General features: G+C 61.3%; 23 protein-coding genes. 14 read left to right on the top strand and 9 right to left on the bottom strand.

The window, feature by feature from the left end; all coding sequences use genetic code 11:
- Positions 1-46 precede the first annotated feature (46 nt).
- A complete protein-coding gene (locus IG627_RS12575; RefSeq protein ID WP_193192720.1) occupies positions 47-835 on the top strand; it encodes a TatD family hydrolase in 789 nt (262 codons plus the stop codon).
- Entirely contained in the window at positions 832-2,490 is a 1,659-nt protein-coding gene (locus IG627_RS12570) for an aminotransferase class V-fold PLP-dependent enzyme (protein ID WP_193192719.1), read from the top strand. Before IG627_RS12575 ends, IG627_RS12570 begins: the two co-directional genes overlap by 4 nt.
- Before the next feature lie 23 nt (positions 2,491-2,513).
- Here the strand turns inward: IG627_RS12570 and tcdA are convergent, their stop codons facing one another.
- The 5 genes from tcdA to IG627_RS12545 form a co-directional block, all read right to left on the bottom strand.
- Positions 2,514-3,305, bottom strand: a complete 792-nt coding sequence (gene tcdA / locus IG627_RS12565; RefSeq protein ID WP_193192718.1) for a tRNA cyclic N6-threonylcarbamoyladenosine(37) synthase TcdA — start codon at positions 3,303-3,305, stop codon at positions 2,514-2,516.
- Positions 3,295-3,732 (bottom strand): thiol-disulfide oxidoreductase DCC family protein, encoded by a 438-nt coding sequence (locus IG627_RS12560; protein ID WP_226865033.1) that lies wholly within the window; start codon positions 3,730-3,732, stop codon positions 3,295-3,297. Before IG627_RS12560 ends, tcdA begins: the two co-directional genes overlap by 11 nt.
- 86 nt (positions 3,733-3,818) lie before the next feature.
- Entirely contained in the window at positions 3,819-6,578 is a 2,760-nt protein-coding gene (locus IG627_RS12555) for an ImpA family metalloprotease (protein ID WP_193192717.1), read from the bottom strand.
- A 167-nt stretch (positions 6,579-6,745) separates the two neighbouring features.
- Complete coding sequence (locus IG627_RS12550) at positions 6,746-7,210, bottom strand: FKBP-type peptidyl-prolyl cis-trans isomerase (protein ID WP_193192716.1); 465 nt, start codon at positions 7,208-7,210, stop codon at positions 6,746-6,748.
- Between the two features lie 141 nt (positions 7,211-7,351).
- Positions 7,352-7,711 carry a globin family protein gene (locus IG627_RS12545; protein WP_193192715.1) on the bottom strand — a complete coding sequence of 120 codons (360 nt, stop codon included), beginning with the start codon at positions 7,709-7,711 and terminating at the stop codon, positions 7,352-7,354.
- 430 nt (positions 7,712-8,141) lie between these two features.
- Here IG627_RS12545 and IG627_RS12540 point away from each other — a divergent pair, with 430 nt between their 5' ends.
- From IG627_RS12540 to IG627_RS12520, 5 genes are all read left to right on the top strand, one after another.
- On the top strand, positions 8,142-8,564 hold the full coding sequence (locus IG627_RS12540) for an HIT family protein (RefSeq protein WP_193192714.1): 423 nt from the start codon (positions 8,142-8,144) through the stop codon (positions 8,562-8,564).
- A 146-nt stretch (positions 8,565-8,710) separates the two neighbouring features.
- On the top strand, positions 8,711-9,511 hold the full coding sequence (locus IG627_RS12535) for a GIN domain-containing protein (RefSeq protein ID WP_193192713.1): 801 nt from the start codon (positions 8,711-8,713) through the stop codon (positions 9,509-9,511).
- Positions 9,512-9,685: 174 nt separating this feature from the next.
- Complete coding sequence (locus IG627_RS12530) at positions 9,686-11,125, top strand: YcjX family protein (RefSeq protein WP_193192712.1); 1,440 nt, start codon at positions 9,686-9,688, stop codon at positions 11,123-11,125.
- A complete protein-coding gene (locus IG627_RS12525) occupies positions 11,125-12,279 on the top strand; it encodes a TIGR01620 family protein (RefSeq protein ID WP_193192711.1) in 1,155 nt (384 codons plus the stop codon). The genes IG627_RS12530 and IG627_RS12525 overlap by 1 nt, the downstream gene beginning before the upstream one ends.
- A 21-nt stretch (positions 12,280-12,300) precedes the next feature.
- A complete protein-coding gene (locus IG627_RS12520) occupies positions 12,301-12,837 on the top strand; it encodes an ATPase (RefSeq protein WP_193192710.1) in 537 nt (178 codons plus the stop codon).
- 53 nt (positions 12,838-12,890) lie between these two features.
- Here IG627_RS12520 and IG627_RS12515 read toward each other — a convergent pair whose 3' ends face one another.
- On the bottom strand, positions 12,891-13,391 hold the full coding sequence (locus IG627_RS12515; RefSeq protein ID WP_193192709.1) for a hypothetical protein: 501 nt from the start codon (positions 13,389-13,391) through the stop codon (positions 12,891-12,893).
- A 306-nt stretch (positions 13,392-13,697) separates the two neighbouring features.
- Here IG627_RS12515 and gorA point away from each other — a divergent pair, with 306 nt between their 5' ends.
- Positions 13,698-15,053 (top strand): glutathione-disulfide reductase, encoded by a 1,356-nt coding sequence (gene gorA, locus IG627_RS12510; RefSeq protein WP_193192708.1) that lies wholly within the window; start codon positions 13,698-13,700, stop codon positions 15,051-15,053.
- 60 nt (positions 15,054-15,113) lie between these two features.
- On the opposite strand, the gene IG627_RS12505 is transcribed toward gorA, so the two are convergent.
- Positions 15,114-15,461 (bottom strand): HPF/RaiA family ribosome-associated protein, encoded by a 348-nt coding sequence (locus IG627_RS12505; RefSeq protein ID WP_193192707.1) that lies wholly within the window; start codon positions 15,459-15,461, stop codon positions 15,114-15,116.
- A 481-nt stretch (positions 15,462-15,942) separates the two neighbouring features.
- On the opposite strand from IG627_RS12505, the gene IG627_RS12500 reads away from it, so the two are divergent.
- Positions 15,943-16,932: a hypothetical protein gene (locus tag IG627_RS12500; protein ID WP_226865031.1), complete on the top strand. Its 990-nt coding sequence runs from the start codon at positions 15,943-15,945 to the stop codon at positions 16,930-16,932.
- A gap of 52 nt (positions 16,933-16,984) precedes the next feature.
- Here IG627_RS12500 and thpR read toward each other — a convergent pair whose 3' ends face one another.
- The gene (gene thpR, locus IG627_RS12495) at positions 16,985-17,590 is read right to left on the bottom strand and encodes an RNA 2',3'-cyclic phosphodiesterase (RefSeq protein WP_193192705.1); all 606 of its coding nucleotides are present in this window, start codon (positions 17,588-17,590) and stop codon (positions 16,985-16,987) included.
- 156 nt (positions 17,591-17,746) lie between these two features.
- Between thpR and IG627_RS12490 the strand changes: the two genes are divergently transcribed.
- Both IG627_RS12490 and IG627_RS12485 read left to right on the top strand, forming a co-directional pair.
- The gene (locus tag IG627_RS12490) at positions 17,747-18,223 is read left to right on the top strand and encodes an Hsp20 family protein (RefSeq protein WP_193192704.1); all 477 of its coding nucleotides are present in this window, start codon (positions 17,747-17,749) and stop codon (positions 18,221-18,223) included.
- A gap of 56 nt (positions 18,224-18,279) precedes the next feature.
- Positions 18,280-18,936, top strand: a complete 657-nt coding sequence (locus IG627_RS12485) for a class I SAM-dependent methyltransferase (protein WP_193192703.1) — start codon at positions 18,280-18,282, stop codon at positions 18,934-18,936.
- A gap of 189 nt (positions 18,937-19,125) precedes the next feature.
- Here IG627_RS12485 and IG627_RS12480 read toward each other — a convergent pair whose 3' ends face one another.
- On the bottom strand, positions 19,126-20,112 hold the full coding sequence (locus IG627_RS12480) for a GlxA family transcriptional regulator (RefSeq protein WP_193192702.1): 987 nt from the start codon (positions 20,110-20,112) through the stop codon (positions 19,126-19,128).
- 168 nt (positions 20,113-20,280) lie between these two features.
- Between IG627_RS12480 and IG627_RS12475 the strand changes: the two genes are divergently transcribed.
- From IG627_RS12475 to fadB, 3 genes are all read left to right on the top strand, one after another.
- Positions 20,281-22,137 (top strand): beta-ketoacyl synthase, encoded by a 1,857-nt coding sequence (locus IG627_RS12475; RefSeq protein WP_193192701.1) that lies wholly within the window; start codon positions 20,281-20,283, stop codon positions 22,135-22,137.
- Positions 22,138-22,219: 82 nt separating this feature from the next.
- Positions 22,220-22,801, top strand: coding sequence for a cupin domain-containing protein (locus tag IG627_RS12470; protein WP_193192700.1), 582 nt, complete (start codon positions 22,220-22,222; stop codon positions 22,799-22,801).
- A 364-nt stretch (positions 22,802-23,165) separates the two neighbouring features.
- The gene (gene fadB / locus IG627_RS12465; RefSeq protein ID WP_193192699.1) at positions 23,166-25,322 is read left to right on the top strand and encodes a fatty acid oxidation complex subunit alpha FadB; all 2,157 of its coding nucleotides are present in this window, start codon (positions 23,166-23,168) and stop codon (positions 25,320-25,322) included.
- Positions 25,323-25,328: the final 6 nt, after the last annotated feature.

The raw sequence follows: 25,328 nt of genomic DNA, 5'->3' as shown, positions 1-25,328 counted from the left end.
GGGAAGGCTTCCGTGCTAAAATGGGGCCAAAAGCGGGGTATCACAAGTGCAACTTTTCGATAGCCACTGTCATTTCGATTTCGACGCCTTTGACGGGGACAGGCCGCAGGTGTGGCAGCGGTGTCGCGACGCCGGCGTGGAGCGGATGATCATCCCGGGAGTCAGCGAGCCCCGCTGGTCCACCCTGTTTGAACTGGTGAAGGGTGAACCGGGTTGGTATGCGGCTGTGGGATTGCATCCCTGGTGGGTGGCCGAAGCGGAAATGGAGCCGGTACAGTTGCAGCGCGACCTGGCCCAACAGATAGCGGCCGCGCAGTTGCAGGGCAACCCCTGTGTGGCCATCGGCGAGTGCGGCCTGGACGGAGCCATAGTCACGCCACTGACAGATCAGGAGCCGCATTTCCGTGCCCAGCTGGCGCTGGCAGCGGAGCTGGATCTGCCATTGATCGTGCACGCCTGTCGCTGTCACAGCGATATGCTGCGCCTGCTGAAGGAATACCGCCCCGCGCGCGGCGGTGTCATTCACGCATTCAGCGGCAGCGAGGAGATAGCGCGGGACTACTGGCAGCTGGGTTTCTGCCTGGGTGCCGGCGGCACCATCACCTACGAGCGCGCGGCCAAGACGCGCCGCGCCTTTGCCGCACTGCCCCTGGAGGCCGTACTGCTGGAATCCGACGCGCCGGATATGCCGCTGGCCGGTCGCCAGGGGCAGCGCAACAGTCCGGAATACCTGCCGCTGATCGCCGCAGAACTGGCGACATTGCGCGGCATCTCCATTGAACAGGTGGCGGAGCAGACCCGCCTCAATACCGAGCGATTATTTGCCCTCCAATGATTTTCGACCCCAAAACTTTCAAACAACACTTCCCGCTTTTCGAGCAGCCGGAAAACCGACGGCTCGTCTACCTGGACAACGCCGCCACGACTCAGAAGCCGCGCCCTGTTATCGATGCGATCCGCGATTTCTATCTGTGCAGCAACGCCAATACCCACAGGTCCAGCCACCGCCTGGCGCGGCGCGCCACTGAAATGGTCGAGCGGGTCCGCAGTCAGTCCGCGGCATTCCTGCACGCCGCCAGCGCGCGGGAAATTGTTTTCTGCCGCGGCGCCACCGAGGCGCTCAACCTGCTCGCCAACAGCCTGTGTAGCGAGTTGCGCGCCGGCGACGAGATCGTTATTTCCAGTGTCGAACACCATGCCAATATAGTGCCATGGCAGATGATGGCGCAGCGCTTCCAGTTGAAATTGCGCTATGTGCCGCACACGGCCGGGATACCGCAGTTCGATCGCCTCGGGGAGGTGCTGGGCGAGCGCACCAGGATCGTTTCCCTGAGCGGCGGCTCCAATGCACTGGGGCTGCGCCCGGATCTGGAAGCCATAGCCCGGCAACTGCGCGGTCGGAATCTGCACTGGATAGTCGACGGCGCCCAGCTGGCGGCCCACGAGCGCGTGGATGTGCAGAAGGTAGGTTGTGACTTTTTTGTCTGCTCGGCGCACAAGTTCTACGGTCCCAGCGGTATCGGCCTGCTGTACGGGCGCGAGTCACTGCTAGAGGCCATGCCGCCCTGGCAGGGTGGTGGTGAGATGATTGCGGAAGTGGATCTGTATAACAGTCGCTTCGCCGGTTTGCCGCACAAATTCGAGGCCGGCACCTCGTCACTGGCGGCGATCGCTGGTCTTGGGGCTGCGCTGGATTTTCTCGCGGTACAGGACCGCGCCGCTATGGCCGCTCACGAGCAGCAACTGTTGCAGTGGCTGCACCGGGAACTGGCGGCGATGCCGGGACTGCAGTTGATCAGCCAGCCGCAGCACAACCTGGGCATTGTCGCTTTCGCGCCGGCCACTGGCAGCGCCGCAGACCTGATGCACTGGCTGGATGAAAGGGATATCGCCGTGCGCGTCGGCCACCACTGCGCCCAGCCGCTGATCCGCGCCGCAGGCGTTGCCGCGACGGTGCGCGCCTCCCTGGCCGCCTATAACACCTGGGAAAATGTGCAGCTGTTTGTGGAGGCGTTGCGCGAATATCTGGTGGAAACGGCGACGGAAACGGAAAATCTGGCCGCCGCGCCATTGCAGGCGGGCGACTGGAGTGGCGATGATCTGTCCGCGCTGCAGCTGGAGCGGCTGGCCGCCCAGCGCAACTGGCAGGACCGCTATCGCGAACTGATGCGCTGGAGCAAATCGATTTCGGGCAAGCCGGGAATCCGCCAGCCCGAATACCTGGTGCGCGGCTGCGAATCGGATGCCTGGCTGGTGCACCGGGAGCAGGGTGGTCGCCACCTATTCGCACTCGACAGTGACAGCCGCGTGGTCAAGGGGCTGGGGGCGCTGCTGTTGTCGCAGATCGACGGCTGCAGCGGGGAAGAGATTCGCGCGCTGGACCTGCCCCGCCTGTTTGCCGACCTGGGGCTGGAAAAACACCTGAGCCGGTCGCGCAGCAACGGCTTCCACGCACTGCTGCGCCAGGCGCTCGCATTTGTTTCCGGATAGGAAGCTTTCGGAGGCTGTCAGCCTTATCTCTGTAACAGCCGCTCTATTCCGCGGCTGGCCGCCGCGAAACCGAAGCTGCCGGTGACCATGGTGGCGGCGCCGAAGCCGCCGCTGCAGTCCAGCTTTACCCCGTCTTCCATGCCGCTCTTCTGCTGGCAGACACTGCCGTCCGGCTGCGGAAAGACCATGGGTTCGGTCGAAAAGATGGCGTCCACCCCGAACTGTCGCTTGCGCGATTTCTGGAAGTTGTGGAAGCGGTACAGGTGGCTGCGCACCTTGGCCAGCATCGGATCGTTGATGGTGCGGCCCAAGTCTGCGCAGCCGATCCGTCCAGGGTCCCGCTTGCCGCCGGCGGAACCGACAGTGATCAGGCGCAGCTTGCGCGCCTTGCAATAGGCGATCAGCGCCGCCTTGACCCGCGCCGCATCAATGGCGTCGATAACGATATCGATGGACCTCTTGTCCGGGTCGAGCAGTTCGGCGAAATTGTCCGCGGCGACAAACTCCTCCTCGGTGTGCACGGCGATTTCCGGGTTGATCTGCCGCAGTCGCTCCGCCATCACGTCCACCTTGATGCGGCCGATGGTATCCGCCAGTGCGTGGCTCTGGCGGTTGCTGTTGGTGATGCAGACATCGTCCAGGTCGATCAGGGTTATGTGTCCGGCGCCGCTTCTGGCCAGCGCCTCGGCGGTCCAGCTGCCGACGCCGCCGATGCCGATGACAACGAAGTGGGCGTTGTACAGCTTGTCCAGGGCATCGCGGCCGTAGAGTCGGGCTATGCCGCCAAAGCGTTGCAGGTACTGGTCACTCAACATCTGTCTCTTCCAAAAATCTGTGTCGCTCACCGGGTGCTGGCAGCCTGCAGCTGGGTCTCTTGCCGAACAGCCGGTAGCGGTTGCGCGCCACCAGATCGTATACAGAGTCCCTGAGCGGCAAGGGAATTGCGCGCAGCCAGCGCAGCAGGCGCCAGGGCGCCGGCAACTGCGCCATCACACGCAGCGCGGCTTCGCTGCGGTGGTAGGCCACCAGCTGGCGGTGGTGGCGCTCCAGGTAGATAACGGTTTCATAGCGTTCCAGCGGCAGGCCCAGTCTCTGCAGCAGTCGCTGGCCGGCGGGGGATTGTACACGGCAGAGGGTAAAAATGGCGTCCCTGTCGCGGCGCAAGAGGAAGCGGCTCCAGCCGTTGCAGAGATTGCACTGGCTGTCGAACAGGACAATTTTGTCGGGAAGTTTCCCTGGCATTGGCGGGTGTTTGCGCATGGCGGCGGCCGCGATCTTTCTGTGCACCATAGCAGCAGAGATTGCGGCCCGCCCGTGGAGTGGCTGGCTCAGAAGGGCCAGACCATATCTTCGCGGATCGCGACTTTTTCTATCTGGCCCCAGTCGTTGCTGTCCGGACCCACCCAGATCACTTTCTCCTGCGCTGGCAGGGCCAGGGCATCCAGTTGGGCGGCGGTGTCGCTGCCGTAGTCCACGCCCCATGTATCCCACAGCGGGCGCAGGTCGCGGCCGCTCAGGAAGCTGGTCTGCAGCAGCATGAACTCGTTGCCGGTCAGCGCCGGCTTGTCGGCAAAGGCACCCATGCCGAATTTGCTTCTGGCGGAATTCCAGCTTTCCGCGTCCAGCCGGTCGAACTGGCGCTCGGACAGGTACAGCAGGGTGAATATATCCCAGCCCTGGCTGTCCACCGCAGTGATCTCCCGCCACAGCTGCGGCAGCTGGGCGTAGAAGGCCATGCGCTCGCCGTTGTCGGCGGCGTAGCTGCTGTCGGCCCAAATGGCGTCGTAGGCGACCTGGTAGGGGGTCGCACTGGCGGCTCCAGCCCTCAGGGTGTCGAAGGCACTGCGGTAGGCGATGCGGCTACTGGCGAGATCCTCGCTGCGCTCGGTGCGCAGGCGCCAGTTCTTGTGCAGTGGGAATATATTGTTGGAGACCTCGCCGCTGCGACCGCCGTGGATCTTCAGGCGCGCGCGCTGCAGATTGTGGCCCAGTTCGTGGCTCTCGCCCCAGCCGTAGGGATCCAGCGGCCACGACTGGTCGTAAGGGTTGCCGCTGCAGCCGGCGCCGCAGTGGGCGAAGAGGTCCACGTTGATATGTTGCACTGCCGGCAGGCCGTGGATGTCGGGACTGGCGCAGTCCCAGCCGAGCATATCGCAGCGCTGGGCCACGGCGGGCGCCAGTTCGACACCATCCCCCTGGAAGCCGGCCAGGGTGTAGGCGTCGCGCAGCACATATTCGAACAGGTCGTCCAGGAAGGCCGCGCTGCTGCCAGCGTAGCGGGAGTCGTTGATGGACTCGTTCAGACGCTGGCGCAGCGAGTGGATTTCGGCGAAGGGGCTGCGGATCTCTGCCCAGCTGAGCGAGCTGGCCTGCAGGGCTGCGGCAAAGGCCATCTGGTCCATATCATCCGCGTACTGCAGGTACGGGTGTTGCGCCGCGCCCTCGACTGTCAGGCTGACGGAGACAGGGTCGGGGGCGCTGCTGTGCACCAGCTGCAGCGTGCCGCCATAGGGTGAGGTGACGGCAACCGTCTGCCCGCTGGCCAGCGGAATCGACGGGCTGGCCAGGAAGCGGGGACGGGAATACTCGTCCCACAGGCGGGTGGAACCGGTGCGCTGGGTGTTGATGCGCAGGGCCAGTTCGGCGGCGCTGTTATCGTTGCGGGTGACACGCAGCACCTGGCCGGGTGGCAGGTAGGCGCCCAGGGCAGTGAAGTGGTCGCCGCGCAATTGTAGGCTGATCTGGCGGCGGGCTGTCTGCGGCTCGGTCGACAGCCTGTCGCTGAAACTGCCCAGGTCTTGCTGCGCCTGCTGGACGTCGCGCAGGTAGTGCACGCTGTAGTCGGCGAAGAGGGCCTGCATAAAGTCGATGGTGGCGGCAGTTTCCTTCCGCATCGGGTAGTGGATCTCCCGCCGCCACAGGTCGCCGAGCAATACCAGCAGTTTCATCAGGCGCCGACCGCGTTGCTCGAACAGGGGTTGTCCGCGACTGTCCAGGGCCGCCAGCATACCGCGCAGTTCGCCGGCGCCGTCCAGCAGGGCGGCGCGAAGATCCGGTAACTGGTCGCACTCGGTCTTGCCCACACTTTTCGTGCAGGCACTCCAGTCGATGGAGAAATCCTGAGCCTCAAAGTGCAGCAGCGCGGTTTTGATAGCGTTGTTGGCCTGCATGGCGTCCAGCATGGCGTCGCTGCCGGGCCAGTCGAGGGAGTCTTCGACAAAATAGTTGCCCGGGTAGTCGCCGCGGGACAGGCTGAACTGTGCCAGCAGCGCATCGCCCAGCGGGTCGCTGTTCCAGCCGCGAGTGTGGATATAAATGGTGCCGATGCCGCGCTCGCGCGCCGATGCCACCAGATCCTGCAGGGCACTTCCATCGCCGTCGGTGGTTCTGTCGCTGATCAGCAGCACCTGGGCGCCGTCCAGGCATTCCGGCGCCAGTCCGGCGGGGCAGTGGGTGGTAGTACTGTCGGGAAATTGCTGCGCCAGCCAACTGTCCAGATCCGTTGCGTCGATGCCCGCCAGTGCCAGGCCTGCGGGCAGCCGATCCCCGGCCAGCCAGCGCAGCAGGCCGGCGGCGAAGGCGTCCAGGCCGCTGGCAGTCGACTCGGGGCGGTAAAACTCAAATCCTATGCCGGCGCCGCGCTCGCCCTCTATCTCCACCGCGCTGGCCAGCGGCTTGCCGCTGTGGCTGCCGCGCAGTATCGGCACGCCGTCGCCGTAAGCGGCGCTGATAAAGTGGCTACTGCGCGGCACCGGGTAACTGAGGGCGCCACCGATACTGGTACCGGTGATCAGGTCGCGCTGGAAGGCCTCCAGCCTGTCGATTTCGGCGAGGGCCTGTGCCAGCAGGGTTGTGGGGCTCTGCAGGCCACTGCTGTCGCCGCTTTGCAGGGCCTGGTCCAGCGCAGATTTATCGGTATCCTGCCCTGTATCTCCCCCGGTGTCGTCTCCTGCCGAGGTGTCGCCACTGCCGCTGTTCGATTGAGACTGCTCAGTTTCTGTCGCCGTGCTGTCGTCGCCACCGCCACCGCCACCGCCGCAGCCGCTAATTGACAGTCCCAGCAGTATCCCCAACAGCAGTGCACGCATTCTCGCTCTCCAATGTATTTCCGGCCATTTTGGCGCGGGGCATCTTAGGGGAAGCGGATTGGCATGTCGGGGAACCCGCGCACAAAGAGGGAGGATGGAAGTATCGGTAACATAGGTGTCGAGGACGGGACGGGCGCGGCCATGAGCCGCGCCCGTTGTCGAACAGATCAGTGCACGTGGCCGTGATCGATCTCTTCAGGAGTGGCTTCACGCACGGAAACCACTTCGATATCGAAGTGCAGTTCCACGCCGGCCAGCGGGTGGTTGCCATTGATGGTGACATTGTCGCCATCGATATCGATGATTTCGACTTCGATCGGCTGTCCCTCGGTGCTCTGGGCGCGGAACGCCATGCCCACTTCCAGTTCTTCCACGCCGCCGAAGGCGCTGCGCGGCAGGGTCTGGATCAGCTCCGGGTTCTGTGCGCCGTAGGCCTCTTCCGGCTGGATTACCGCGGTGAACTTGTCGCCGGCAGCTTTTTCCAGCATCTCCTTCTCCAGGCCGGGAATGATATTGCCCACACCCTGCAGGTACTTGAGCGGCTCGCTGTCGGCGGAAGAGTCGATGACGGTACCGTCGGCGTCTTTCAGGGTGTAGTGCATTTCCACTACGGAGTGGTTGGCAATCTTCATGAATTCTCTCAGGGAACAAGGAAGGTGAGTGAAGTAGCGCTTACCGGATGCGGTAGCAAACGGGGGGTAAAGGCTGCGAGGGGCCCATTGTATTGAGTGGTCCCCCGAGTCGCAACCGGCGGCCCGGGAGAGTGGTGGCGGTCAGCAGGCGATGGAGAGGTCCTGCTCGCAGTCGCCGTAGAGGTTGCCGGCGGTTTCCACCAGGTGATTGCTCAGCTGCCAGGAGAAGCCCAACTCCACCAGGCGCGCCTCGAGATACTCCAGTAGAGCCTCGAACAGGGCCGGATTGAGGCCGCGGGCGAGAAAGCTGGCGCGGCTGCTGCGGACCGGCTCCGGCTGCGAAGAGAAGGCGTGATTGAGAAACTGGGCCTGGCGGTTCTGCTGCTTCTGGTGATCGCAGGCTTCGAAACTGGAGAGATGGCGGCCTATGGCCTGGTAGAATTCCCCGACTGTGCGGTTGACGACCTGGGCGCCGCCGACCTGATCCAACAGGCTCTTCATATCGCTTCCCCCCGACGAGAAGTTAACACTGGGTAAATATATTTCCCGCAGAGCCGAAAAGTGATCAGATGGCAAAAGGATACTTCGTGCCGTGGCTCAATGGCGGTACCTCTTTAATTGGGGGTCGAGCCTAAGGCATAAGCTATCCGCTGCCAACGCAGTTTAAGAAAATTGTCATCTTGTTCGACAGGTTGTCATCAGAAGCCCGTCACAACTTTTTGCGCTCACTGAGGTTCTCTGATTGCGGGGGGGTTCTATCCCTTTTGCATTCAGTTGTTTAGCGTGTAAAGGCGAAGAATAATGTGATGAAGTGTGAAATCGCGGACCCGTTATGCGCGTTGATCGCTGCCTGGCGTGATGCGCTTTTCTCCCAAACTGTTAGACTCCACAGTCGAAAAATTCCAACCCTTGTAGATTATCGAGGCTATCCATGGCGAGCATTTTTACCCAGATCATCAACGGCGACCTGCCCGGGCATTTTGTATGGCGCGACGACAGGGCCGTGGCCATCATGACCATAGCCCCGATCAAGCCGGGCCACTGTCTGGTGATCCCTGTGGAGGAGGTGAACCACTGGGACGATGTACCGGCGGACCTGGCCGCGCACCTGATGCTGGTGGCGCAGAAGGTCGCCAAGGGACTGAAGGCGGTCTACTCGCCCAAACGGGTAGGGGTGATGGTCGCGGGCCTGGAAGTGCCCCACACTCATATGCACCTGATACCGGTGGATGCGCTGGCGGACTTCGATTTCTCCCTGCAGCAGCCAGCGGAAGCGGAGCAGCTGGCCGTCGAGGCGGAGAAGATCCGCGCCGTTTTGGCGGAAATGGGCTGTGCCGAAGCCGATTGCGGCTGAGATGGAGGCCGCGGGCGGGACGCCGGAGCGGCGTTTGGTCACTAGCTGACCCCGCGGTAAATTTATTCCGCACGCTGCATCCAAAAGGCGTTGTCGGGCGGTCTATTAAGGTAGGCAAACGGTAATTTAGAAGCGAGAGGATACCTATGGCCGTAAGAAACACCATTTTCGCCCCGCTGGCGGCACTGCTGCTGGTCGTCGCGTCATTCAGTGCCGCGAGCCGGGCTGAGGAGGCCAGCAGTAAGCGGTTTGAAGTGTCAGGGTTTACCCGAATCGCTCTCAAGGGCAGTTCCCATGTGCAGGTGATTCAGGGCGACAGCTTCGAGGTAGTGGCCAGCGGGGCAGAGGAGATCATGCCCTATGCCAAGGCGGAGTTGCACGGCGACACTCTGGAGCTGTCGGTAGAGGACTACAAGAACAGCTGGTTTGGGGTGATAACGGTCAGCCTGGACCGAGAGGTCAATTACCGGGTGACCCTGCCGAAGATAGAGGCACTCAAGGTGACCGGCTCCGGTGAGGCGCGGGCCGACACCCTGGAGAGCGAGAGCCTGGAACTGCGCGTGACCGGTTCCGGTGAGATTCGTGTCGATAAAGTGGCGGCAGAGTCACTGGTGACCACTGTGACCGGCTCCGGTGATCTGCTGGTGGGTACTGCGCTCGCAGTCAGCGGCCAGGCTTCGATTACCGGCTCCGGCGATCTGCGTCTGGATAACTTCGCCGGCGAGAGCCTGGGTGTGGATATCAAGGGCTCCGGCGATATGGTCGTCGGTGGCCGCGTGGCCGATCTGCAGATCCACCTGATGGGATCCGGTGATTTTGTCGGCCGCAACCTGAAGGCCGACAGCGCCGGCGGCTCCGTAATGGGCTCCGGCGACATAGTCATTCGCCGGCCTGGTAGGGATTCTTTTTCGGTGATGGGGTCCGGGGATATAGCCCTGGTGGACTGATCCTGGGCCAGCCCCGCTGAAGGCGCGCCGACCGCGAGGTCGGCGCGCTTTTTTGATTGATACCATCCCAGTGCCTCAACTGCGCGCCCCAATCTGTTCGGGACAAATTGGTATCTCAAACTCCCACCCGGGTGAGCTGTTATCCTTCCCCTAACGCGAAAAACGGAATTGCAGATGAGTGAAAGCGGATCCAAGGCGGATTCAGGGCGCGGCCGGCGCGTGAAGGAGAGACTGCGCCAGTGGCGCCGCGAGGCGCGGGACAAGTCCCACTGGGCCGCGGAGCGATTGCTGGATCGCCGCGTCTGCATCGGCATTACCGGCCTCAGCGGCGCCGGCAAGTCGACACTGCTGACCAGCCTGATCTACCAGCTGAGCCATCCGCACAAGGCGCAGCTGCCGGGCTTTGCCCCCGCGCTGAACGGCGACCTGCTCGGTGCTGAGTTGAAACCGGCGCTGGATTCCGGGCTGCCGCCCTTCGATTACGAGCAGTGCCTGGAGGCATTGCTGTCGCAGCCGCCCCGCTGGCCCGAGAGCACCCGCGAGGTGTCGGCGATGGAACTGCATATCCACCTTCGCCGGCGGCGGCGCCTGGCCGGTCCGGAAACCAGGACGCTGATTCTGGAGCTGCGCGACTACCCCGGCGAGTGGCTGATGGATCTGCCGCTGCTGCAGATGGGCTATCGCGACTGGTGCCGTCATCAGTCGCACATCATCGGCGGCGACGCACGCGCCGGCCTGGCCCCCCAGCTGATATCGCAGCTGGCGGCGCTTCAGCCCCATGCGGCTGCCGATTCGGCGCAGCTGGATGCACTCTGGCGCGACTACCGCCAGTTCCTGCTCGACTGCCGTAGCCGGCGCAAACTGAGTTATCTGCAGCCCGGGCGCGCCCTGCTGGACGATGAGAATTACGGCCTGCTGCCATTGCTGGATCTGCGCGGATACACGGAAGAACAGCTGGCGGCCATGCCCGATCAGAGCGTTTACCAGACTCTGGCGCGGCGCTACCGCGACTATGTGCGCGAGCAGGTGACCCCCTTCGTGGAGACCCACTTCCGCCATCTGGATCGCCAGCTGGTACTGGTGGATATGATCGGCACCCTGTTTGCCGGCGAGCAGTCCCTGGACGATATGCGCCTGGCATTCGGCCATATCGCCGATATCTTCCGTTACGGGCAGACGGGATTGCTGCGCAAACTCTGGCGCCCGCGGGTCGACCGCCTGCTGTTTGCGGCCACCAAGGTGGACCAGGTACTGGCCGCCGATCACGACGCGCTGCGCCAGCAGTTGGGACAGCAATTGCAGCAGGCCTTTGCCGGCGCCCGCCACCGTGGCCTGCCGCTTTTCTGCGAGGCCATAGCGGCGGTGCGCTGCTCCAATGAGAGCCAGCGCAACGGTCGCCGTATGCTGATGGGGCACGACCTGGAGGGGCGCTACCTCGGTTTCGAGAACGCGGAGATTTTTGCCCAGCTGCCGCGGGAGGGGGAGGAGTGGCGCCACTACACCGGTGCCGCGCCGCCGCAACTGCGCCCCCCGGCGGGCATGGCCAAAGGCCAGTGCATCCCGCATATTCGTGTCGACGCGCTGCTCAATCTGTTGCTCGGAGATAAAGTCTGATGGATGGTGAAAGGGATTCAGTGCGACGGCAGACCCGTATTGAGCCGCTGGACGAACCTGAGACGAAATCGTCTCAGCGGGAATCCACTCGCGTCGAAACGCTGAGCGAGGATTCGGACGAAATACCGCGCTCCATTACTATCGGGGAGACATTGCCCGACCGGATCTCTTTTTCCGAGCTGCGCCTGCCGCTGTTTCGCCTGCGACTATGGAAGCCGGCGCTGCTGGCGGCACTGGGGCTGGCGGGGGCGGCCGTTGCCTGGGAACTGCGCCAGCTGTACAGCTGGGCGGCGGACAAACACTGGAGCCTGGGTGTGCTCGCCGGTGTAATCATTGCGGTCTTCTGCGCGACTATCGTCAGTGCCGTGTGGGAGTATTTCCGCGCCGGGCGCCCGCTGCGCAAGTTGCACAGGACACAGGAGCTGGCAGCGGAGCTGCGCGATTGCCGTAGTCACGAGGAGGCGCAGCCGTTTCGTCGCGAGCTGCAGCAACACTTTGCCGGCAAGCCGCAGGGAGTATTGCTGAGCCGGGTACTCGACGAGACGCCGGATTACTATGACAGCAGTGAACTGTTGCAGCACCTGGAAGTCACCTTCCTCGAGGCGCTCGACCAGGAAGCCATGAGGCGCATAGTGCGCCACGCCACCACCACCGGCGCGCTGGTGGGGCTGAGCCCCTTCGCGTCCATCGATATCCTGGTAGCCCTGCGCCAGTCCCTGCGCATGATCGACGACGTGGCGCAGATCTACGGTGTCCGCCCCTCGATAGTGGTGCGCTGGCGCTTGTTCAAGCAGGTGCTGGCACTGGTCGCCTACAGCGGCGCCAGCGAGTACGCGGTGAGCGAGCTGTGGCCTGAGCTGGTGGGGGACAGTATGCTCAGTACCCTGTCCGCGCGCCTGGGGCAGGGGATGGGGGCGAGCCTGTTTATGGCGCGTATCGGCCTGGCATCAATGCAGAGTTGCCGTCCCATTCCCTTTGCCGAAAAGCGGCGCCCACGTCTCGGCGCCCTGACCCGGCGCATCGCCAGCAGCCTCAAGGAGAGGATGCTGGGTGACAGTGCGGGTGCCGGACTCGATGGTGGAGCGCCATTCGACCGGCGACAGGATGCGGCTGCCGAAAGTCGGAGGGAAGACCGGCACGACAACAAAAAATAGCGACGCTACAGGATCATCAGTATGTCGAGAAAATTTTTCGTCACAGCCGCTGTGGCGCTGACGGCCACTTGGTCGAGCGGACTTGCCGCCGAGGTGATCAGTCAGTCTCCGGGTGAGTTTGCCATCAGGCTGGAGCAGGAGCTGGAGCAGAACAGCGCGAGTGTCTATCGCGGGCTGGCGAGCCTGCCGGAATGGTGGAATCCGGCCCACAGCTATTCGGGTTCGGCGGGCAACCTGTCGATGGAGTTGCGCGCCGGGGGATGTTTCTGTGAGCGTTGGGACCAGGCTTCCGTCGAGCATCTGCGAGTGATCTACGCACTGCCGGAACGGGAGGTTCGCCTGTCCGGTGGCCTCGGGCCGCTGCAGAGTATGCCGGTGAGCGGGCTGATGCAGTGGCGTATAGTGCCCCAGGGCGACAAATCACTATTGACCTGGGAATACCGGGTTTGGGGTTCCAGTGCGAACAAGCTGGATGCCATTGCCGAGCCGGTTAACAGTGTACTGGCCGAGCAGTTTCGTGCGCTGAAGGTCTATCTGGAAAAGGGCGGGGAAGGCTAAGAGCGGCGCCCTGCGCGCGGAGCCCGGCTCCGCACACAGGATCTGGCACGCGACTACTGGAACTGCTTTTTCATCAGCATGCGCGTGTGGTGCTGGTCTACCAGTTGCGCCAGTGTTTCATAGCGACTTTTGATAAAGGGAGTCGGGTTATTGTTGCCCGCATCATCCGGGTACTCGACACCTTCGCGGACATGCTGCAGCTCTCTGGCCAGGGCGTTCATGGCCGCGAAGATTTCCCGGGTATTCTGGTCGTTATAAAAGACATGACTCTGTGCTGTGTCGAGCAGGTAGTCATTGCATTCGCCGAGCCATTCAGAGCGTTGCTCCAGGAAGTGAATGGTATTGCGTATACCGCCCTTGTACTCGGGATTGAAATGCTCGTTGATGTACTTGCCCAGGCTGCGCATTCCGGAATCGACGAACTGCTCCACCAGGCCATCGCAGTAGTCCTGGTTCAGGTAACTGGGGTGGGTTTTCGCACTGCACAGGCTGCTGACAAGCAGCAGGCAGGTTAACCACAAGGCTCGCTGGATAGTAGAGGGAAGGGAGTCCATTTTTCTTGCCTGTTTAAATTGTTGTTTTCGCTAAAGGCTATTTTATTCGTTGAAGACCGCTGTATTCGCTAGAGACTTCTATTCTTTTTCGCTAGCAGGCCGGTTTTTGTGATAGTCATCACATGAATATCGAAAGCACATGCGCATGTCAACGAATATTAAGTAAAAATTGTCAACTTTGTACCAATTGTTTTATCAGGATTAGTCCAATTGGCTAAATTGGTTGAAAGGTCGACAATTTGTTGGAAATTTTGACAATCGCCGTGCACGGGCACGGTTGTGATTCACTGGCAGCAGGAGTTTATTTTGGCCGAATTCGATTTTGATTTGTTTGTTATCGGGGCCGGTTCCGGTGGTGTTCGCGCTGCGCGTATGGCCGCTGTCGCAGGTATGCGCGTGGCAGTGGCGGAGGATCGCTACATGGGGGGGACCTGTGTCAATGTGGGCTGCGTGCCGAAAAAACTGTTTGTCTATGCCAGCAGTTACAGCGAGGCATTCGAGGATGCAGCTGCCTACGGCTGGCAGAATCGCGGAGCCGACTTCAACTGGCAGACACTACGCGAAAACAACGCCAGTGAAGTCGGGCGGCTGAACGGTATTTATCGCAATCTGCTGGCTAACTCCGGTGTCTCGGTAGTAGATGGCCGAGCCAGTATCGAGGATCCCCATGGCGTTGTAGTGAACGGCCGGCGCTATTCGGCTGAGCGTATTCTCGTGGCCACGGGCAGCTGGCCCTTTATACCGGATTTTCCAGGGCGCGAGTATGTTATGAGCTCGAACGAAGTCTTTTCCATGGAAGAGTTTCCGCGGCGGATTCTGGTAGTGGGCGGGGGCTACATCGCCGTGGAATTTGCCGGCATTTTCGCCGGCCTGGGGGCGGAGACCCATCTCTCCTATCGTCGGCAGTTGTTCTTGCGCGGTTTTGATCGGGATATCCGCAATTTCGTACGCGATGAAATGGCCAAGAAGGGCGCACAGCTGCACTTTGACCACCGCATAGCGGCGGTTGAGAAACTGGGAGATGGCAGCCTGCTGGTGCGTGCCGACGACGGTTCCACTATCGCTGTCGACGCTGTGCTCTACGCTACCGGGCGCGTCGCCAATACCAGCGGGCTCGGACTGGACAAACTCGGTGTCGTGTTGCACAGGGACGGAACCATCTCTGTGGACGATAATTTCCGCACCAATGTGCGTTCCATCTATGCCCTCGGCGATGTCACCGGTGAGCCGCAGTTGACGCCAGTGGCACTGGCAGAGGCCATGGCACTGGTAAAACACCTGCAAACCGGCAATCTGACCGAGATCGATTACAACAATATTCCCACCGCTGTTTTCTGCCAGCCAAATATCGGCACCGTAGGGCTGTCGGAGGAAGAGGCTCGGGACTCGGGTATCCCTGTGGTGGTCTACAAATCAGACTTCCGGCCGATGCGGCACACCGTCAGTGGCAGGGATGAGCGCACGCTGATGAAGTTGGTGGTCGACTCCAGCAATGACAAGGTGGTGGGAGTGCATATGGTGGGGCCGGATGCCGGCGAAATTATCCAGGGTCTGGCTGTGGCAATTAAAGCCGGAGCCACCAAGCAGGTCTTTGACCAGACCATCGGTATTCACCCGACCGCGGCGGAAGAGTTTGTAACCATGCGAACGCCGGTTGCCTGAGTGCCGGGCATAAAAAAGGCGGTGCATCTGCACCGCCTGTCCCAGACCTGGACTCTTCGGTCATTCCTCCATCGTGCAGAGCGCCTGGTGGCGCTGTGTCTTGCGGCGCTCGCCGCGCTCTTTCAGGCAGCGCTCGGCGGATGCAAAGGCATCGTTGACGGCGCGATGGATGGATTCATGTTCACTACTGATGGTCACGGGGTTACCGCTGATCGCGAGTTCCACGGAAGCCTTGAATTGCTTGCCCTTGGTCTTGTGCTGGTGGGGGGCTTCTAGGACGACGCGACTCCGTATGATGTCGCCACAATAACGTTCCAGTTTATGTAACTTCTTCGATACCGTAGTGGCCAGTGCGGCAGATTTATCGATATCGCGGAACACAATGTTATCGTAAGGCGCAGATTTCATGGGCAAATACCTCCGGTTAAAAGAAACCATGCAGGCCGCGTGTGCGGTTTGCTGAAAGAAGGTAGGGCGCCCTTGAGGGAGTAGGCAGAGCTCTTGTGAATAACCGGCACACCGGGAACGCAACGGGTATCTGCTGACTGAACAGCTGTGGGTGTTTTACGTCCGGGTCGGAATTCCGCTGGCTCCAGCGATCTTCTCCCTGTTACCCATAATGCTTGCGCACAGGAAAAAATCAAGCGCTGTGAAGGTAAAAATGTCACAAAAAGTTAGCGGAACCTTTGTTGCAGTGAAATGAAGCGCTGGATGCTGTGATCGCCGGCGCAAAACTGAATGGTGACCGGTCCTCTGGTCATTGCCCGGCGGCGGGGGGCTGCGTAGAATTACCGTTTCACGCGACAGATTTGCAAAAATTTTGCTCAAAAAATGATCTTTGTGTGATTTTTCTATGGATATCAAAAAACCGAGTAATGGGTTCTTTACTATGGCGGTAACGCGGTACTGCTCGCTCTTGATGGCGGGTGTTGTGATTTTCGGGGGCGTGGGGGCTGTGGCGCAGACACAGGCTTCGCTGACGGCAGAGAAGAATCGACTGGCGCGCATGGAGCAGTCGCTCGAAAACCGGATGGTTGAAATCGAGGATATCGAGAACGAACTGCTCTCCTATGAGTACAAGCTGGAGCGTGCCAAGGAATCCCTGGGTAAGGCCCGCACGCACTTCGAAGAGAGCCGCCGCGAACTGCAGCAGGCGGAGAGCGATCACCAACAGAAGGGCGATTCGGACACCGAGCGCCAGCTGTCCAAGGCCAAGCACGGCTTTGCCATGGCGGAGCGCGGGGTGGATAGCCGCAATCGCCGAGTGGAGTTCATCCAGTCAAATTATGATGAACTCCGGACCAGGTTGTCGGCCGAGCAGAAGGCGGTTACCCAGAGCAAGAACCGTATCTCCGGGCAGGAGGAAAAGGTGGAGCAGATGGTCAATGCCATGCTGGCCAAGGCGGAAGCGGCGCAGCGCACGGCGGCGGCCGCGCGCAGCGTCACCCCTGTCTCCAAGCCGGAGCTGCCGGCGCCGACCGTTGCCGCTGCTGCCCCCCAGGAGGCCGCCCCTGAGGCTGCCGCGCCCGCCCGGGAGGTGGACCCGGATCTGCTGGATTATGTGAAGCGTGAGAGAGCCCGCCTGGACAAGCTTCTGGCGGATAAGAGCGATGAGGGCAAGCACACTTTCCGCAGCCTGGAGCTGAAGCCCTCCCGCAGTGATGCGGTTGAATTCGAGTTTCTCGGTCACAACCAGTACCGCCTGGTGGCGCCGGTAGAGGCAGGGCGCCAGACCTATAAGGTCAACACCTGGAAGTTCCGCCGCACCATCCCTGCCGATGATGATGGCGAGCGCTACGTGTTTATCTTCGATGGACGTCGCCTGTCCCGGCCGCGCCTGGTGATGTATCCGGAGTATGTGCTGTCGCAACTCGATTGATACAGTGAATGACGGATGGAAAGGGCCCGCACACAGCGGGCCTTTTTGTTTCTCACTCGCTTCTAAGATGGGCTTCGAACAGCGGCACATACTGACTGCCGCTGGGAACCGTGTCGCTTCGGTACAGGATAATATTGTCCACCGGCAGTGTGTGGTCCAGCATCACCGGCTCGAAGCGCGCAAAGCCGCGCCTGTTGCGGGCCAGGGTGACGTGGGGGCGGTATGTTGCCCGTTCCGGCTTCATGCCAAGATCCATCATCAGCTGCCGGCACTGCTCGTGCAGCCTGTCCAGCGCCGGATTGGTGAGCAGCTCCGCCGCCAGCAGCGGGGAGCGCTGCTGGGGAAAGGGGTTCAGCGAGACTATGCGTCCGCTACAGGCGGGCAGGGCATCGGCAATCTGTGCCAATCTCTCTTCTATTGGCGGAATCAGCTCGTCGCGTGTCTCACCGAGGAAGGCCAGGGTCAGGTGCCGGTTGGTGTGGCTGGTCCAGCGCGTTCGGTCGCGCCTGTCTGATCCCAGTTGCCGCTTGCACTGACTGGTCAGTCCATCGAGAAAATGCTGGGTGAGCCTGTCCGGGCGGACGCCGATAAACAGCCGTGAATCCCCAGCTGACGACCGCGAAACGTTTTCCCGAACCTTCCGTTGTCTCGTCTGCATAAAATTCTTCTCTCTCGCCCTTGAATCCCCGTTACCGGCCCCTATTTCACTGTTACGGGAGGCAGGCTCTGATGAGGTGCTCCCGCAACCGGCTCGGTTTTCGGACGAGCCTAAATCGTAAGTAGCTAAATATTGCTCTGAATTGAGGATATGACAATGCGTAATCTAGACTTTACTCCCCTTTATCGCTCCGCTATCGGTTTCGATCGCATGGCCAGTCTGCTGGACGCCATGACCACCAGCGAGCAGAAGCAGCCCGCCTATCCGCCCTACGATATTGAGCTGACCGGTGACGACAGCTATCGCATTTCGATGGCGGTTGCCGGATTCGAGCAGTCCGAGCTGGATATACAGGTGGAACAGAACCGCCTTACCGTGAGCGGTAAAAAGCCGGAAGACGATCAGCGGCGCAACTACCTGCATCGAGGCATTGCAGCGCGCAATTTCGAGCGGCGCTTCCAGCTGGCCGATCACGTCAAGGTGACCGATGCCAAACTCGCCAATGGACTCCTGCATATTGAACTGGTGCGCGAAATACCGGAAGCGATGAAGCCACGCAAAATTGCCATCACTCAGGGCAACCTGCTGCAGCATTCAGAAGAGGTCAAAAAGACCGAAACTGCAGCGGCCTGACAAAACGATAGGATTATAGTTTTGCACAGCCGAAGGCTGCCCGAAGGGTGAGAGTCATGGATGGCTCGAATGAATTGTCCTTTAACTGCCCTCTGTGTCGCCATCTGGCGGCACAGCTCTATCATCGCGATAAATTTCGCAGCTACTACCAGTGCGCCAATTGCGCGCTGGTATTTGTGCCGCCGGAATTTCACCTTTCCCCTGATGAAGAGCGCGCCTATTACGATCTGCACGAAAACTCCCTGCAGGATGAAGGCTACCGCCGCTTTCTCGGTCGTTGTGTGACCCCCTTGCTGAATGAGTTGCGCCCCGGCAGTGAGGGGCTCGATTTCGGCTGCGGTCCTGCGCCCCTGCTGGCACAGATGCTGACCGAGGCGGGCCACAGGGTTGAGTTATACGATACTTATTTTGCGCCAAATGCAGGGGCCATGCGGCGGGAGTATGATTTTATCGTGTCTACCGAGGTGATTGAGCACCTCTCGGCCCCGAGGGAAGAGTTGCAGCACTTATGGGGAATCCTGCGCCCCGGCGGGATGATGGCGTTGATGACAAAGCTGGTGCTCTCGCCGGAACGTTTCACCAACTGGCATTATATCCGCGATCCCACCCATATCTGTTTTTTCAGCCAGCAAACTTTCCGCTGGCTGGCCGGTCAATTGCAGGCGGAGCTGCAGTTTGCCGATAGCGACGTGATTTTACTTCGCAAAAAATAATTGCTTGCGCGCGAGATGGATGCGCTGTGAATTGCCTATCCAGCAATATCGTCCGCATTCCGCATTCCGCATTCCGCATTCCGCATTCCGTATTCCGCATTCCGCATTGATGAGGCACGTCCCTGTGCCTCACCCGCTTCGCGGGCAGCCTTCGGCTGTGCAAATCTGCTCCCGGCAGATTTGTCCGCATTAGGTGTTTACCCGAAACAGCTTCGCCCGCACCGTAGTGCGGTATTCGCTGGGTGTTGTCGACAGGAATTTCTTGAACAGCGCGGTAAAGTGGCCCATGTCCTGGTAGCCGACTTTCTCCGCAATTTCGTTGACGGACAGGTTGCTGGACTGCAGCAGCTCCCGCGCCATATCCACGCGTACATTCTGCAAATACTGCAGTGGCGTCTGCCCGGTGGCGAGTTTGAAGCGGCGGTTGAAGGAGCGCACGCTCATATCGAAATGACTGGCCACTTCACTGAGGCGGACTTCCTCACTGCAGTGCTCCTTCAACCAGGTCTGCGCCTGCACTATCTCCTCGTCCGGGTGCAGGTGCACCGCACCCTCGGAGTAGGCGATTTCCTCGAAGGGCCGCCGTATCTCGTGGGAGAAGTTGCGTTCCACATGGCTCGCCACGGCGGGGCCGTACAGCTGGCGGATCAGATAGACGGTGACATCCGCCAGTGCATTGACGCTGGCGGCACAGAAAAGCTTGTCGGCCTGGGTGATGAAATACTGGCGCTTCAGTTTGACTCTCGGGTAATCGGCGGCGAAGCGCTCAAAGTAGTGCCAGTGGGTGGTGGCGGGTTTGCCGTCCAGCAGCCCGGCCTCGGCCAGGAAACAGACGCCTGTGCCCACGGCGCTGATCGCCGCGCCGGCCTCGGCCTGTCGGCGCAGCCACTGGAGCAGCTCGCCACTGCGTTTGAGCGCGGGGCGCGGGTTGCGCCAAAGGGCGGGAATGTAGATGAGGTCGCTGTCCGGGGCGTCTGCCAGCGCCACATCTGGCGCAAAGGAGAAGCCGGAGCGAGTGTTGACCGGGCGACCGTCGAGGCTGGCGGTAATCAGGCGCATCGGCGAGGAGTCGCCCTCGACACGGGCGCGGCTCTCGGCACCGCGCAGCATTTCCAGCGGCAACACGGTACCGGTTGCCAGCATCTGGTCTATCAATAAAAAGGTGACTGTTCGCATTACATCTCGGTGCGCCAGCAGCACTGTGTTCGGAAGGCCGCAGTGGCGTCTATGGCCAAAAGCTCAATTTTGCTGGCCAGTATGCCCATAACCCGGCCGAATCGCCAGCCCCTACACTGACCATCACTCGGATTTGTAAGTTTTCTCAGCGTTTTGCTGGAGGTCAGGATGCAGCGCCTTCCCGTAATCACCGCATTCGGCGGTTTTAATCCCGCCGGTCGCAGTTCCTTTCACCGCGGCTATCGCCGCCTGGTGCTGGACAGGCTCGGCGCCGCCGAGCGCACCGATACCCTGTCCGACCTGGCGGCGCTGATGGGGCTGCGCACCGGGGCGGACGCGGGCGGGCCCCTGGATGCGGCGCTGGAACAGCAGGTGTTGAACGGTACCCTGGTGCGCGAGCTGGAGCAGCGCTTTTACGATTACCGCAAGTGCCATTTCCACCAACCGGCGGAGCTGAGTAGTCCCGAGGGCTTTACTTTCGAGATGTCCGCGCGCCAGTTGCCGCAACCGCTGCCGGCGGACTGGCAGGTGGAGTCTCTGGGCGACGGCCGAGTGCGCGTGCGCACCGGCGGCCTGTCGGTGATGCTGGACAGCTATCGCGAAATATCCGTGGCTTCCGCGGGTCAGTTGCCCACCGGCTTCGAGCCGGGCGAGCAGTACAACTCCCGCTTCCATCCCCGCGGTCTGCAGCTGGCGATACTGGGTGCTTCCGACGCGGTGCAGTCCCTGGGTATCGACTGGGACACCGTCGCCGCTGCAGCCGGTCCGGACAAGATTTCTGTCTACGCCAGTTCTGCGATGAGTCAGCTGGATCCATACGGCAACGGTGGCCTGCTGCAGTCGCGCCTGCGCGGTAACCGGGTCAGCTCCAAGCAGTTGGCGCTGGGCCTGACCAGTATGCCGGCGGACTTCGTCAACGCCTATGTGCTGGGCAGTGTCGGCACCACGGGCGCAGTGGCCGGGGCCTGTGCGACCTACCTGTACAACCTGCGCGCGGCGGTCGAGGATATCCGCTCCGGTCGCGCCCGCGTCGCCGTGGTCGGCGCCGCCGAGGCGCCGCTGGTGCCGGAGGTGGTGGATGGATACTCCACCATGGGCGCGCTGGCGAATATCGACGGCCTGCGCAAGATCTTCCCCGGCGAAGTCGACTACCGCCGCGCCAGCCGCCCGTTCGGCGAGAACTGTGGCTTCACCCTGGGCGAGGGCACCCAGTGGGTGATTCTGATGGACGATGCCCTGGCGCTGGAACTGGGAGCGAACATCCACGGCGCCGTGGCCAATGTGTTCGTCAACGCGGACGGCACCAAGAAATCCATCTCGGCACCGGGGCCGGGCAACTACCTGACCGTGGCCAGGGCCATGGCGGAAGCCCGCGCCATCGTTGGTGAGGAGAGTCTGCGCCGGCGCAGCTTCGTGCAGGCGCACGGCTCCAGTACGCCGCAGAATCGGGTTACCGAGTCGGCGATATTCGATCGCCTGGCAGGCGCCTTCGGCATCGAAAACTGGCCGCTATGTGCGGTCAAAGCATACGTGGGCCACACGGTGGCGGCGGCCAGTGGCGACCAGTTGATCACCAGTTTGGGTATCTTCGATCGCGGCATTCTGCCGGGTATCACCACCATCGAGAAAGTGGCCGACGACGTGCACCACTCGCACCTGGATATAGCCCTGCAGCACACCGAGCGCGATCCCGAGTCCCTGGACGTGGCCTTCCTGAATTCCAAGGGCTTCGGCGGGAACAATGCCACTGCCAGTGTGCTGGCGCCGCATCTAGTGCGACGCATGCTGGCCAAGCGTCACGGCGAGCGCGCGTTAACGGCGCATCGCAAGGGCAACGAAACGGTGAGCGAAAAGTCCCAGGCTTACGACGCGCGCGCCAGTCGCGGCGACCTGAACGCCATTTACCGTTTCGGTGAGGGGCTGGTGGATGAGAACCAGATCCAGATGTCCACCGGGCAGGTGACGCTGCCGGGAATCCCTTCGGTTGATTTGCCGGATGCCAATCCGTTTGACGATATGGTCTGAGAAGTGGTCGGTGATGAGTGGCCAGTGATGTGCGCTTTGCGGCACACTATCCACTCATCACTCACCACAGATCACTATGAATATGGACTCGGTAATTCAGCCACCGGAAGCCAGGGGCGGTGACGACATCGGCGTGCGCCTGAAAGCGGTGCGCAAGATGCACGGCCTGTCCCAGCGCGAACTGGCCAAGCGCGCCGGAGTGACCAATGCCACCATATCCCTGATAGAGCAGGGGCGCGTCAGCCCGTCGGTCGGTTCCCTCAAGAAGGTACTGGACGGCATTCCCATGTCGCTGGCCGAGTTCTTCACCCTGCAATTCGACGACAATCCCCAGGTTTTCTTTCGCGCGGATGAAATGCCTAACGTCGGCACTGGTCCGATTCAGTACCGGCTGCTGGGTGCCAGCAATAGCAAGCGGGATATGTCCATTCTCTACGAGGTCTACCCGCCCGGGCAGGATACGGGGCCGGAACTGCTCAGCCATGAAGGCGAAGAGGGCGGTATTGTGGTGGCCGGGCAGCTGGAGGTGACCGTGGGTGCGGAGACAGCACTGCTGGGGCCCGGGGATGGCTATTATTTCAGCAGTCGCCGGCCGCACCGTTTCCGCAATCCTGGCGACTGCGACTGTGTCCTGGTCAGCGCCAACTCGCCTCCCAGCGTATGATCGTCTATCTAGAGGGCGCGCTCAGCGCCTGACTCCCGCAGTGATCTTTCTTTGTGCCTGGAACTGAATGCAGGCGGCGCCAGCATGGTGATTTGCCCGCGCTATTGGATATAGACTTGCCCTGCCTTCTCTCGCGACTGGCTGAATGGCTGGTCAATATCTGTGCCCCGACACATTTACTGCCATTCGGTTTGTAAGAAAATAGTATTCAAACAATCGTTTGAATCTGGCTATACTAACCCCGATAATACAGCTGGCTGACCGTAATCAGTCTTTGCGTCACCGCACACGGCGGGCGCGGGATTCGCGGTCGCAGAACAAATCCGACCCTGGGCCAGGGGCCCCGAATAAAAGAGGTCAATCAATGTTATTTAGTGGCAAAGCGCTATCGGTGCAGATGCTGGACAACGGCATCGCCGAGCTCAATTTCGACCTGCAGGGCGAATCCGTCAACAAGTTCAATCGCCTGACAGTTACAGAACTTTCCCAGGCGCTGGACGCCATAGAGGCCGCGGACGGCGTAAAGGGTGTGCTGCTGACCAGCGGTAAGGGCGTGTTTATCGTCGGCGCCGATATCACCGAATTCGGCGGCGCTTTCTCCGCCGGCCCGGAAGGTATCGCGGACCTGATGAACAAGAACAACGAGAACATCAATCGCCTGGAAGACCTGCCGGTGCCGACCGTTGTCGCCATCAATGGCTACGCACTGGGCGGCGGTTTCGAGGTGTGTCTCGGCTGTGACTACCGTGTGATGGGCGACCAGGCCAAAGTGGGGCTGCCGGAAGTGAAGCTGGGCCTGATTCCCGGCTGGGGCGGCACAGTGCGTCTGCCGCGCATTGTGGGTGTGGATGTGGCCGCCGAGTGGATCGCCGCCGGTAAGGAGCAGCGTCCGGACGCCGCACTGACCGCGCACGCAGTGGACGCAGTAGTGCCCACCGACAAGTTGAAAGACGCCGCGCTAAAACTCCTCGGCCGCGCCATCGACGGCGAACTGGACTACCAGTCCCGCCGTGAAATCAAAAAATCCCCGATTCCGCTCAACGACACCGAAGCGCTGATGGCCTTCTTCACCACCAAGGCCTTTGTCGGCCAGCAGGCGGGCAAGAACTACCCGTCTCCGGTAGCCGCGGTCACTTCCATCGAGCAGGGCTACAAGGTTGGTCGCGACGAGGCCCTGAAAATAGAGCAGGAGCAGTTTATCTTCTGCGCCCAGACCGGAACTGCCAAGTCCCTGGTGGGGTTGTTCCTGAACGACCAGGCCATCGGCAAGGTCGCCAAGGGTTGGGAGAAGAAAGCGGACAAGAAAATCGAACGCGCCGCGGTGCTGGGTGCAGGCATCATGGGCGGCGGTATCGCCTACCAGTCTGCCTACAAGGGCACGCCCATCAAGATGAAGGATATCGCCCAGGACGGCATCGATCTCGGCCTGAAAGAGGCCAACAAGCTGCTGTCCAAGCTGGTTGATCGCGGCCGCCTGACTCCAGCCAAGATGGGTGAGGTGCTGAACCGCATCGAGCCCACCCTGAGCTACGACGGATTCGGCGATGTCGATGTGGTCGTCGAGGCGGTTGTCGAAAACCCGAAAGTGAAACACGCGGTGCTGAAGGAAGTGGAAGGCAAGGTGAGTGAGGACACGGTCATCGCCTCCAACACCTCCACCATCTCCATCGATCACCTGGCCGAGCCGCTGGCGCGCCCGGAGAACTTCCTCGGGATGCACTTCTTCAACCCGGTGCACAAGATGCCGCTGGTGGAGGTGATTCGTGGTGAGAAGACCTCCGACAACGCCATCGCCCGCGTCGTCGCCTATGCGAACAAGATGGGCAAGAAGGCCATCGTGGTGCGCGACTGCCCCGGATTCCTGGTTAACCGGGTTCTGTTCCCTTACTTCGCCGGCTTCGCGATGCTGGTGCGTGACGGCGCCGACTTCCAGGCAGTGGACAAGGTGATGGAGCGCTGGGGCTGGCCCATGGGTCCGGCATACCTGATGGACGTGGTCGGTATCGATACCGGCGTGCACGCGGAAAAAGTCATGGCTGAGGGTTTCCCGGAGCGAATGGGCAAGACCTTCACCGCTGCCTCCGATGTGATGTACGAAGCTGGGCGCTACGGCCAGAAGAACGACAAGGGCTTCTACAACTACGAAGAGGACAAGAAAGGTCGGCCGAAGAAAGTGGCCACCGAAGAGTCTTACGAGTTGCTCAAGCCGCATGTGGCCGATCGCCGCGACTTCGAGAAAGACGAGGTTATCGAGCGCATGATGGTGCCCATGGCCACCGAGCTGGCGCGTTGCCTTGAAGAGGGTATCGTCGATTCGCCGGCCGAGGCCGATATGGCGCTGATCTACGGCATCGGCTTCCCGCCTTTCCGCGGCGGCATCTTCGCCTGGCTGGACAGTATTGGCCTAGACGAGTTCGTGAAGATGGCCGACAAGTACGCCGACCTGGGCGAACTGTACCAGCCCACCGAGCGCATGCGTGAAATGGCCGCCAAGGGCGAGACCTACTACAAAAGCAACTGATAGCTC

The organism is Microbulbifer taiwanensis, assembly GCF_014904815.1.
Classification (GTDB): Bacteria; Pseudomonadota; Gammaproteobacteria; order Pseudomonadales; family Cellvibrionaceae; genus Microbulbifer; species Microbulbifer taiwanensis.
The sequence above is the reverse complement of the archived record's forward strand: the minus strand, read 5'-3'. Positions and strand labels throughout refer to the sequence as shown.